Annotated in this window: 9 protein-coding genes and 2 pseudogenes; 1 reads left to right on the top strand and 10 read right to left on the bottom strand. The window is 61.8% G+C overall.

The features are described 5' to 3' along the window. From V8324_RS19965 to istA, 4 genes and pseudogenes are all read right to left on the bottom strand, one after another. Positions 1-268, bottom strand: a pseudogene (locus V8324_RS19965) (hypothetical protein); the annotation flags it as partial. Between the two features lie 8 nt (positions 269-276). Next, positions 277-417, bottom strand: a complete 141-nt coding sequence (locus V8324_RS19970) for a hypothetical protein (protein ID WP_336421660.1) — start codon at positions 415-417, stop codon at positions 277-279. Between the two features lie 91 nt (positions 418-508). Then, positions 509-1,303 (bottom strand): IS21-like element helper ATPase IstB, encoded by a 795-nt coding sequence (gene istB / locus V8324_RS19975; RefSeq protein WP_336421661.1) that lies wholly within the window; start codon positions 1,301-1,303, stop codon positions 509-511. Beyond that, the gene (istA, locus tag V8324_RS19980) at positions 1,293-2,825 is read right to left on the bottom strand and encodes an IS21 family transposase (protein WP_336421662.1); all 1,533 of its coding nucleotides are present in this window, start codon (positions 2,823-2,825) and stop codon (positions 1,293-1,295) included. Before istA ends, istB begins: the two co-directional genes overlap by 11 nt. Before the next feature lie 221 nt (positions 2,826-3,046). Between istA and V8324_RS19985 the strand changes: the two are divergent. Beyond that, positions 3,047-3,379, top strand: a pseudogene (locus V8324_RS19985) (transposase); the annotation flags it as partial. Positions 3,380-3,720: 341 nt separating this feature from the next. On the opposite strand, the gene V8324_RS19990 reads toward V8324_RS19985, so the two are convergent. The 6 genes from V8324_RS19990 to V8324_RS20015 all read right to left on the bottom strand — a co-directional run. Further along, positions 3,721-4,911, bottom strand: a complete 1,191-nt coding sequence (locus tag V8324_RS19990; protein WP_336421663.1) for an ABC transporter permease — start codon at positions 4,909-4,911, stop codon at positions 3,721-3,723. 3 nt (positions 4,912-4,914) lie between these two features. Continuing rightward, positions 4,915-6,582 (bottom strand): ABC transporter permease, encoded by a 1,668-nt coding sequence (locus V8324_RS19995; RefSeq protein WP_336421664.1) that lies wholly within the window; start codon positions 6,580-6,582, stop codon positions 4,915-4,917. A gap of 100 nt (positions 6,583-6,682) precedes the next feature. Further along, positions 6,683-7,798 carry an extracellular solute-binding protein gene (locus V8324_RS20000; RefSeq protein WP_336421665.1) on the bottom strand — a complete coding sequence of 372 codons (1,116 nt, stop codon included), beginning with the start codon at positions 7,796-7,798 and terminating at the stop codon, positions 6,683-6,685. Positions 7,799-7,915: 117 nt separating this feature from the next. Further along, positions 7,916-9,019: an ABC transporter ATP-binding protein gene (locus V8324_RS20005; protein WP_336421666.1), complete on the bottom strand. Its 1,104-nt coding sequence runs from the start codon at positions 9,017-9,019 to the stop codon at positions 7,916-7,918. Positions 9,020-9,640: 621 nt separating this feature from the next. Continuing rightward, positions 9,641-10,261 carry a class I SAM-dependent DNA methyltransferase gene (locus tag V8324_RS20010; protein WP_336421667.1) on the bottom strand — a complete coding sequence of 207 codons (621 nt, stop codon included), beginning with the start codon at positions 10,259-10,261 and terminating at the stop codon, positions 9,641-9,643. Between the two features lie 486 nt (positions 10,262-10,747). Further along, positions 10,748-11,070: LysR substrate-binding domain-containing protein (locus V8324_RS20015; protein ID WP_336421668.1), on the bottom strand; the 323-nt coding region annotated here is incomplete at its 5' end.

Here is an 11,070-nt window from a genome sequence, read left to right on the forward strand (position 1 = left end):
GTGCCGCCGTGAGGGGTGAGGAGGATCGGAAAACGATCCGGGGGATCGTTGTCCCGACGCACGCGAGCGCCTGTACGACACGTGGTCGAAGGAGTTTCCTCTCCCGCACGTAATCGGTCACGATGGTGATGCCGCCGGTAACCCCGTGCTCGTCGCGCAGCCTCTCGTGGATCCGCTTCGCCGTCTGCCGCTGCGTCTTCAGCCGGCCTTTGTCGTCCTCCGGAACCTGGTCGATGGTCCGAACGAAGGGATCGAGCTTCGGCCGCACCGGCGGCCTCATTCGCCGACAGCCCGGGGCACCGAGTGCTTCAGGATCTTCGCCACCGTCTTCCGGTCGATCCCGAACACCCGCACCGCCTCGCTCTTGCTCATCCCCTCGACATGGCACGCCCGGCATACCCGGTTGTACAGTTCCACAGCATACATCTCCCCACCTGTTGATTTCCACCCAGAAGTGACCCGGGTTTTCCATCGAGATTTGACCCACCTTCAGGTTATGTTTCGGGGGTCAGGCTTTGGTCAAGGCATGAGTGTCCTCCTTGGTTTTCCGTGCAGCTGCGGCCGAACTGGCCTTGAAGCGAAAGCTGTCGTTTCCGGTCTCCAGGATGTGGCAGCGATGGGTGAGGCGGTCGAGCAGCGCGGTTGTCATCTTTGCATCACCGAAGACTGTGGCCCATTCGCTGAAGCTCAGGTTCGTGGTGATGACGACGCTGGTGCGTTCGTAAAGTTTGCTCAGCAGGTGGAAGAGCAGCGCGCCGCCCGAGGCGGAGAACGGCAGGTAGCCCAGCTCGTCCAGGATCACGAGATCGAGCTTGGTGAGGCTTTCCGCAAGCTGTCCAGCCTTCCCCTTGGCCTTCTCCTGTTCGAGCGTGTTGACCAGCTCAATGGTCGACAAGAAGCGGACCTTGCGGCGGTGATGTTCGACGGCCTGCACGCCAAGGGCTGTCGCGACATGGGTTTTGCCGGTGCCGGGGCCGCCTATGAGCACGACGTTCTGTGCGCCATCCATGAACTCGCCGCGATGCAGTTGGCGCACCGTGGCCTCGTTGATCTCACTGGCTGCGAAGTCGAAGCCGGAGAGATCTTTGTAGGCCGGGAAGCGGGCGGCCTTCATATGGTAGGCGATGGACCGGACCTCCCGTTCTGCAACCTCAGCCTTCAGCAATTGAGCGAGCATCGGCACGGCAGCATCAAAGGCCGGTGCGCCTTGTTCCATGAGATCCGTGACGGCCTGGGCCATCCCGTGCATCTTCAGACTGCGCAGCATGATGATGATGGCGCCGCTGGCAGGGTCATGACGCATGACGGCCTCCTACGGTCCGGGCACGCAGCCCGTCATAGCGTTCGACATTCGCCTTTGGCTCACTGCGCAGAGCAAGGGCCTGTGGTGTGTCGATGTCGGGCCCAGCGATCGTCTTTCCATCGATCAGACGGTGCAGAAGGTTCAGCACGTGAGTTTTGGTTGCGACCCCCTCGGCCAGCGCCATTTCCACGGCGACCAGCACGGCCTGTTCATCGTGATGCAGAACCAGCGCCAGAATGTCGACCATCTCCCGATCGCCACCCGGCTTGCGCAACATGAGGTCCTGGAGCTGTTTGAAGGCCGGAGGGAATTCGGCAAAGGGCGCACCGTTCCGCAATGCACCGGGCTTGTGCTGAAGGACGGCCAGGTAATGCCGCCAATCGTAGATCGTGCGTGGTGGGAGCTGGTGGCTGCGCTGGATCACCCGCATATGTTCGCACAGGATCTGTCCTTCAGCGGCAACCACCAGCCGGTCGGGATAGACGCGCAGGCTGATGGGACGGTTCGCAAATGACGCCGGGACGCTGTAGCGATTGCGCTCGAAGCTGATCAGGCAGGTCGGGGACACCCGCTTGCTCAGTTCCACAAAGCCATCGAAGGCGGGCGGCAAAGACATCAGCGCGCCCCGCTCTACGGCCCAGACGTCGGCAACACTGCCTGGCAGCGCTGCGTGCGGGATCTCATTCCACAATTCGACACAGCGTTGTTCCAGCCAGTCGTTCAGTGCTGCGAGATCGGCGAAGCTCGGCATGAGTTGCCATAGACGATGTCGGGCGTCCTGCACGTTCTTCTCGACCTGTCCCTTCTCCCAGCCGGCAGCAGGATTGCAGAACGCCGGCTCGAATACGTAGTGGTTTGCCATCGCAAGAAACCGCATGTTGACCTGCCGCTCCTTTCCGCGACCGACGCGATCAACCGCTGTCTTCATGTTGTCGTAGATGCCGCGCTCCGGGACGCCGCCGAAGACCCTGAACCCGTGCCAGTGGGCATCGAACAGCATCTCATGGGTTTGCAGCAGATACGCCCGGACCAGAAAGGCCCGGCTGTGCGACAGCTTGATGTGGGCAACTTGCAGCTTGGTGCGTTCACCACCCAGAACGGCAAAATCCTCGCTCCAGTCGAACTGGAATGCCTCGCCCGGGTGAAACGACAGGGGAACGAAGGTGCCGCGGCCTGTCGTCTGCTGATCCCGCTGCCGATCGGCCCGCCAGTCACGCGCAAAAGCCGCGACCCGGTTGTAGGACCCGTCAAAGCCGAGAACCACCAGATCGGCATGCATCTGCTTCAGCGTCCGCCGCTGCTTGCGGGACTTGGCCGCTTCCGTCTTCAGCCAGCCGGTCAACTTCTCGGAGAACGGATCGAGCTTGCTCTGCCGCTCCGGCGTCGCGAACTGCGGCTCGATTGTGCCCGCGTTCAGATACTTCTTGATGGTGTTGCGCGACATTCCGGTCCGCCGCGCAATCTCACGGATCGGCAGCTTATCCCGTAACCGTAGCTTCCGTATGATGTTCAAAAGTCCCATGTGTATCACTCCAGTGTCCCCCGTTGCGCATGGCGCTGGAGGAAGGGTCACATGGGTCAATTCTCAATGGAAATTAGGCCGCTACCCGGGTCACTTCTGGGTGGAAATCAACACCCCACCCTCGGCTCGTTCGCCTCGGGTGTCAGACCGCGGAATTTTGCCCCGCGACGCTCAGATCATCCAACCGAGTCCGCTCTCCATTCTGTCTCCGGGATTAACAGGTGGATGATCCGGCTCGCTTCGCCTCCTCTGAAAAGGGTGGCCCGTGGGTCGGACTGACGCCCTCGCGCAACCAGTCGGGTGAACGCGATGTCTCTGGCGGGATCACCAAGGCGGGCGACGTCAACCTGAGGCGGGCGCTGTGCCAAGCAGCGACTGTCATGATGAACCGCGGTCGATCGACATGGCAGAGAACATGGGGAGCCCAGCTCGCACAACGCCGTGGCCGCAAGCGCGCCATGGTCGCCCTGGCGCGTCGTATCGCCGTCATACTCCATCGGATCTGGGTCGATGGCACCGGGTGCCAGCCGGTTGCTGCGCCGAAAATGGCCTGACCGGTTATTACCCCACTCGTTGACTGCTTGAACGCAGGTCTTCGAGGGACGTGGTTCCGATGATGCGGTGGTCTGGACTGTCGCTGACATCCATCAAGGACGCCTATGAGACGGGCATCTCGGAATTGCATCGAACCAGCATCATGTCGGCAGCCGACGCGCTGACCACAGACCGAAGCATGTACCCGAAGGACTTCAGTCAAGGGCCATGTGAGAAAGCAGGACGGACAGGAACACAGAACCAAAAGCCCGCTCTGGCGGAGCAAATTGCTTGTGCAAAACGGCTTGACCGAGACGGCCCCGTTACCGAAGTCCAGACCTTTGACGCGGCTGTCCCGCATTCAACCCGGTGACATACCTCGCAACCGCTCGGACCGTCGGCGCAAGAGTTCGAGCGTTGCCAGAAGGATGATCGAGATTGTCACGAGGATCGTCGCCACGGCAAGGATCGTCGGGCTGATCTGCTCGCGCAGGCCGGTGAACATGCGCCATGGAAGCGTCTGTTGATTGGCGGAGCCAACGAACAGCACCACCACCACCTCGTCGAAGGACGTGATGAATGCGAAGAGCCCGCCCGAGATCACCCCCGGCAGGATCAACGGCATCTGCACCCGGAAGAATGTGGTCAACGGATTGGCCCCCATGCTGGCGGCTGCCCGCGTGAGCGAGCGATCGAACCCCACGAGCGTGGCCGTCACTGTGATGATCACGAAGGGGATACCGAGGGCGGCATGCGCCAACACCACGCCGAAATAGGTGCCTTGCAAACCTATCCGGCTGTAGAAGAAATACATCCCCGCCGCGGAGATGATCAGCGGCACGATCATCGGCGAGATCAGGATCGCCATGATCGCGCGCTTGAACGGCACATGTTCAGAGGAAAGGCCGATCGCCGCCAATGTGCCGAAGCTCACCGCGAGAAATGTCGAGACCGGTGCGATGGCCAGCGAGTTGCGCAACGCCTGTTGCCACCCGCTGGAGGTGAAGAAATCCTCGTAATGCTTCAGGCTGTAGCCCGCCGGATCGAAGCGCAGCATTTCCGGCGTGAAGGTGAAGAAGTTTTCCGCGTTGAACGAGAGCGGGATCACGACAAGGATCGGCGTGATGAGAAACACGAAGATCGCGCCGCAAAGCACGTTGAAGGCATAATTCCACAGGACTTCGCCCTTCGTGAGGTAGGGCGGCAGCTTGGCGCGGTAGCGCCCCTCGCCAATCCAGTAGATGAACCATGAGAAGAACCAGCCGAAGAGGGCGCCAAGCACGATCCCCGGCACCCCTGCCAGCAGAATGCCCGTGACCGTGAAAAGCGCGATGATCCCCCAGCGAACGGTTTTTTCCATGTCCTGGCCCAGAACCCGAAGGGCGATGTACCCCACGGCTGCCAGCAAGAGCGCCCCCAGCACCACACCGATCAGGCTGGATCCGTGCGCCGTGCCGACGAACAGCCCGGCAAAGGCGCCGACCGCCGCGATCACCGGCAGGGCGAAGGAAAGCGGTCTCTTCTCGACCGGTATCAATGTCACTGCGCTCATGTCTCAGCCCCCAAGCTTCACGTTGTCGATGCCGACCATCTTGTCATAGGCCCAGTAGAGGATCAGCACGACCGCCAGCAGGATCGACCCGAGCGCCGCCGCCAGCCCCCAGTTCAAGGATGTGGAGATGTGATAGGCGATCCGGTTCGAGATGAACGTCCCGGTGGTGCCACCGACGATCTCGGGCGTGATGTAATAGCCGATCGAGAGGATGAAGACCAGGATCGACCCGGCGCCGATCCCCGGCACCGATTGCGGGAAATAGACCCGCCAGAACGCGGTGAACGGCGTTGCCCCAAGGCTCTTGGCCGCGCGCAGGTAGGAGGGCGGAATGGTCTGCATCACCGAATACATCGGCAGGATCATGAAGGGCAGCAGGATATGCGTCATCGCGACGATTGTGCCGAACTGGTTGTTGATCATCACCAGCCGGCCTTCATCGGCGACGATACCCAGCCAGACCAACGTGTCGTTGATCACGCCCTGCTGTTGCAGCATGACCTTCCACGCGGATGTACGCACCAGAAGCGAGGTCCAGAATGGCAGCAACACCAGGATCATCAGCAGGTTGGCCTTGCGCGCCGGCAGGTTCGACAGGAGCCAGGCAATCGGATAGCCAAGCGCGATGCAGCTGAAGGTGATGACCAGCGACATGAACATCGTGCGCTTGAACAGAAGCCCGTAGATCCGCTCGTCCTCGTCGCGCAGCGCGATCCCTTCGGTCGTCTTTTCCATGTCCACGGCGTTTAGGAAATAGCCCGTCGTGTAGGAAGGCGAATACATCTTGATCACCTCCCAGTAATTCACGCGCGCCCAGTCCTCGTTGTCGTCGATGAAGGCCGATTTCATGTCGACGGGCGGCAATTCCGCTTCGGCGGCTTGCTGCAGAAGGTCGGCGCCGGGGCCGTCATACGCGGCGATCGCGGCCCGGGTATCCGCGCTTGCAAGGTCAAGCACGAGCGCGGCATAGACCGCTTCCCACGGCTCTTCCTCGGCAACCACGTCTTCCTCCTCGAAATGCGTGAACGCGGCAAAGGCGGTATATTCGCGCGCGGTGTTCGGCAGGATTTGGGCAATCGCCGCGCCGGGCATGAAGTCGGGGTCACCGGTATAGATCTCGGAGGCCAGCTGTTCGAGGCGCGCGATCTGGTTCGACATCAGCCGCGTGGCGGCCTCGGCGCCGGGCCCGCCCGACATCATGTCGTACCAGACCTGTGCATCGCCGAAAGCCGGGTTCAGATCCTCCAGCGCGTCCTGGAAGACCTCTCCGAAGTCATCCACGCTGCGGCCGCTCGTGCGGAAAAGCGACGACATCCCGCTTTCCTCATAGTTCAAACGGCTTCCCAGCCGTGTATGCTCCTTGGCCTCGGCGGCGAAAAAGACATCGAAAAACAGGGCGCGGTACACCTCCTCATCGGGAAGATCCTCGCCGTCCCAGTCGCGCAACTCCTCGACCGTCATCGGGATGGTATTGCCCACGATCTGGTTTTCCGCCGACCGGAACAGCATGTCGGCGATCGGCGCGATGAACGCCACCATGACGAAGATCAGCAGCGGCGCGATAAGGGCAAGCGCCCGCAGTTTCTGCGCCCGCAGCGCGCGCCGCAGGCTGCGTTTCAGCGGTGTGCCATCGGCGGCCAGAACCGGCCCGGTCTCGGTTGTATCGCTCATATCATCCCTGTTGGAGGTTCATGATCCGGCTGTCGGGTCTTCGTGCCCGCTCAGGTGCGAAAGGGGCCAAGAGGGCCCCTTTCCATGTTTGAATCCGTGATTAGCGCGACAGCCAGGACTGGAATTTCGCGTCAAGATCGTCGCGGTTATCGGCCCACCACTCGTAATCGTAGATCAGCGTGTTGGACGCGTTGTCGGGATCGGTCGGCATGTGCGGCGCCATCTCGATTCCCAGTTCGGCATGCTTGCCGACCAGCGGCGCCGACGACTCGCGCGCCGGGCCGTAAGAGATATAGGCGGCCTGATCGGCCAGACGCTGCGTGTCGGTCGCGAACTTGAGGAAATCCATCACGCGCGCGAGGCGCTCCTCGGGCAGATCCGCCGGAATGATCCAGCCATCGAGATCGAAGGCCTGCATGTCCCACATCATGCCGATCGGCTGGTCCTGTTCGGCGATCGCCGAGAACAGACGCCCGTTGAACGTCGAGCCCATGAAGACCTCGCCATCCGCCAGAAGCTGCGGGGTCTCGGCGCCGGCCGTCCACCAGACGACCTGGTCCTTGATCGTGTCGAGCTTGGCGAGCGCACGCTCGACGCCTTCGTCAGTGCTCATCACGTCATAAAGGTCTTCCTTGGCCACGCCATCGCAGTAAAGCGCCCATTCCATGTTGTTGATGGGCCGCTGTTCCAGCGCGCGTTTTCCTGGATAGGTCTCGAGATCGAACACGTCGCAGATCTTGCTCGGCGGCTCGACACCCTCGGGCACCATGTCGGTGCGGTAGCCGAACGTCGTCGAGTAGACGATCTGCGGGATGAAGCAGTCGCTGACGATCAGATCGCCGAAATCATCGCTGGCCTCGGTGCCGTCGGGCGCGTCGGCCAGAACCTCGTCGTGATCGATCTCCATCGCGAGGCCTTCGTCACACAGGCGCATGGCATCGGATGCCACGACATCAACGAGATCCCACGTCACGTTGCCAGCCTCGTCCATGGCGCGCAGCTTGGCCACCGCCTCGGCAGAGCTTTCGTCCCAGGTGGCGCTGACATCCGGATGCATTTCGAGGTACGGCTCGACATAGGCTTTTTGCTGGCTCTCCTGGTAGGCACCGCCCCAGGACACGAGCGTCATGCTGTCGGCCATCTCCTGCGAGATTGCCGGCGCGCCGGCGGCCACTGTCAGCGCCGTCGTTGCGAGCAGGGTCTTGTGAAGTTTCATTGTCATACTCCCAGTATTTCCCGTTTGTGGGTGATCTGGCATGGCGTCACGGGTCGGACGGCTCCATGCCTTGCTGAACGCACATCGCGACGGTCGCGCCGCGCGCGCGCCAATCTTCTAGCGCGCGTCAAGCGCACGGCAATCGTCGGGCAGCCAGCCGATCTCGATCTGCTCGCCGGGCCTCAGACGGCGCTGGTCGGGGGCGTTGCGGGTCTTGATGATGAACTCGTCGCTGCCCGCGACTCGCAGCCGGGTGCGGAAGATGTCGCCCATGTAGATGAATTCGAGCACTTCGGCCTTGAGCGTGTGCGCATCCGGGCTGAGACGTTCTCGGTTGAACTCCACCCGCTCGGGGCGGATGGAGATCAGCGTGCGGTCCCCGGCCTTGTCGACATTCACCGGCTTGGCATCGATCAACTCGCCATTGTCAAGCTGGACCAGGGCGTTGCCGCCCTTGATTTCCTTGATCGTGCCTTCCATCGTATTGTTTTCGCCGATGAATTGCGCGACGAAACTGTTCTGCGGGCTCTCGTAAAGCTCGTCCGGCGCCGCGACCTGCTGGATTCTGCCATCGTCGAAGACCGCGACCCGGTCCGACATGGTCAGCGCCTCGGTCTGGTCGTGGGTCACGTAGACCGTCGTGATGCCCAACTCGTGCGCGAGATGCGTGATCTCGAACTGCATCTTCTCGCGCAACTGCTTGTCGAGCGCGCCGAGCGGTTCGTCCATCAGGACAAGCTCGGGCTCGAACACCAGCGCGCGGGCCAGCGCCACACGCTGCTGCTGACCGCCCGATAGCTGCGCGGGGCGCCGTCCGCCGAATTCGCCCATCTCGACCATTTCCAGCGCGCGCTTGATCTTCGTCTCGCGATCCGCCTTGCCGATCTTGCGGACCTCCAGCGGAAAGCTGAGATTCTCGGCAATCGTCATGTGCGGGAACAGCGCGTAGTTCTGGAACACCATGCCGATGCCGCGCTTGTGCGGCGGGATGTTGTTGATGCCCATACCGTCGAGCCTGATCTCGCCATGTGTGGCGGTCTCAAAACCCGCAAGCATCATGAGACAGGTGGTCTTCCCCGATCCGGACGGCCCGAGAAGCGTCAGAAACTCACCCCTGGGCATCGACAGGTTGAGGTCCTTTACGACCAGCGTTTCGCCGTCATAGCTTTTCTGAACACGCTCGAAGGCAACGAACGCGTCGTTGTGTCCAATCTCTGCCAATGCGGACTCCCTGTCATTCTTCTTCGTGATTTACTCACGTTTATGAGAAGTTAAGCGTCAAAAAATTTTCAATGCAAGTGAGCCGAGACAGTTTTTTGCACATTCCTGGTAAAGATGGCCAAACAGTGTGCAAAATCACTGAACGCGGCCGGCTGTTGTGAATCAGTAAAAAAAAATCACGGGACCCGCCCTGCGCGGGACGCATTCAACCGATGACGGATCGGATCGCGGTCGCGGTTTTGTAAACCACCTCGTCAGTACGACTACGACAACGGTTCGCATCGTCGAAAATCGGACAGGGAATGCGGCAAACAAACCCGTAGAGCATGTGTACCGATCCGCTTGCGGCCCCCCTGTGAAGGGGCCTTCAGCCATCAAGAAGAGCGTCCGTGGACGGAATGATTCAGGCCCGCTTTGGTTGGTGAGGCCACCTGCCTCTTCCAGAGACATTATCGCGCGCTGCACCGCTGCCAGGCAGTTCGGTGCGCGTGGCCTTCCTTGCAGCTACCCCACCACGGACATATACGGTATCATCATGCTCCACCCGCTAAGGACTCGTTTGGGCAGATGGTTCCTCCGCGCGGTTTACAGTGAAGCGCGGGAAAATGCAGGCTTCTTTCATCAGAGCCGGCGCAGAACCCAAACGCGCGCGCCGAGCCCGATCGCGGGCAGATGCGGGCCGTCTTGGGCCATGATCTTCTCGGCGCGGCCGTCGGAGACCGCTTGCGTCAACCGTGCCTCGAACTGCGGATCCTCGAGGGTGTGGTCGTTGAGCGAGACCACGAAAATGCCGCCGGGTTCCAGATGGGCCAAGGCCTCGTCGAGATACCCGACCGGCGCCGCGCCCGCGCCGATCGCGCCCACCGCCACGATGGCCGTGTACTGCCGCCCGCCCGTATCGAGACCGCCGTCGGGCTCTGCGCGGAACAGATCGCGATACGCCCCCTTGGCGCGGGCTTTCTCCAGCATGCCCTCGGCGATGTCGGTGCCATCGATGGTCGTGAAGCCCGACTCTTTCAGCGCCACGCCCGAGATGCCGGTGCCGCAGGCGAAATCCAAGATCGGCGCGTTCTTGTCATCGAGATGTCTTGCAAGGGCATCGGCACAGCGACCGGGCGTACGGTAATCGTTCTCGCGCAGGTCCGTATCATAGCTGTCGGCCCAGTCGTTGTAATACCGGCGCATGCTCTCGCCGCCATCCGTGTTGTAGACGTTGTCCAGAAACGAGCTTGCGTGCGCCATGTCGATCTCCTTCTCGGGCGTAAGGTCGACGCATGGTATCGCCACACACGGAACTAATCAATAAACGACCAAATATACCATGAAACCGACTTGATTTTCATCCGCATCGCCTCGCTGCCGCATAGATGCAGGGCGAAACCGGTTGCGGTAAACTTGGCCCTGTTCCGTGCCGCAAGGACAGGAAATTTGCGAGCAGTCCGGCTTCTGCCGTGCCCGCTTCAGCGCTGTGCCAGTGCCGGGACGTCAAGGCCAAAAGTGGCCCCCGTGACAGCCAGCGCAGGCTGTGCGCGATGTCGGCACTGTTCGCCACGCGGGCAAACAGCCCGCATCGTTTCACCTCTTTCTCCGCGCCGATTTCTGCAAGATCGCCCGCGAGCGGGAGCGGCACTTCGTCACCCGACGAATACGCACCGTGAGACACCTCCGCGAAAGGACGTGAGCGCGCGCAAGGGGCGAGGTGCAGAAAGCTTCGATCGCTCGATACGGTCACGCGTGGAGGCGGCCCTCGAAAAGATCCCGCTCCGCGAGAAAGGCGTCCGCGGCAAAGCGCATGAAGGCGCGGATGCGCGCCGTCCGACGGATGTCGGGATGGGTGAGCAGCCAGAGGTCCATGGCGTTCTCGGTGATCGGGCCGGGATAGATCCGCACGAGATCCGGGTCCGGGTCGGCGGCAAAGCAGCCGATGACCGCCACGCCGAGCCCCGCCCGTGCCAACGCGCGCTGTGCCACCAGGCTGTCGGTGCGATGGCGCACCGTCGCGCCGGGGAAATGATCGTGGATCATGATACGGTTGTAGAGCTCGCTCTCCC

The organism is Roseovarius sp. D22-M7, assembly GCF_037083785.1.
Taxonomy (GTDB): Bacteria; Pseudomonadota; Alphaproteobacteria; order Rhodobacterales; family Rhodobacteraceae; genus Roseovarius.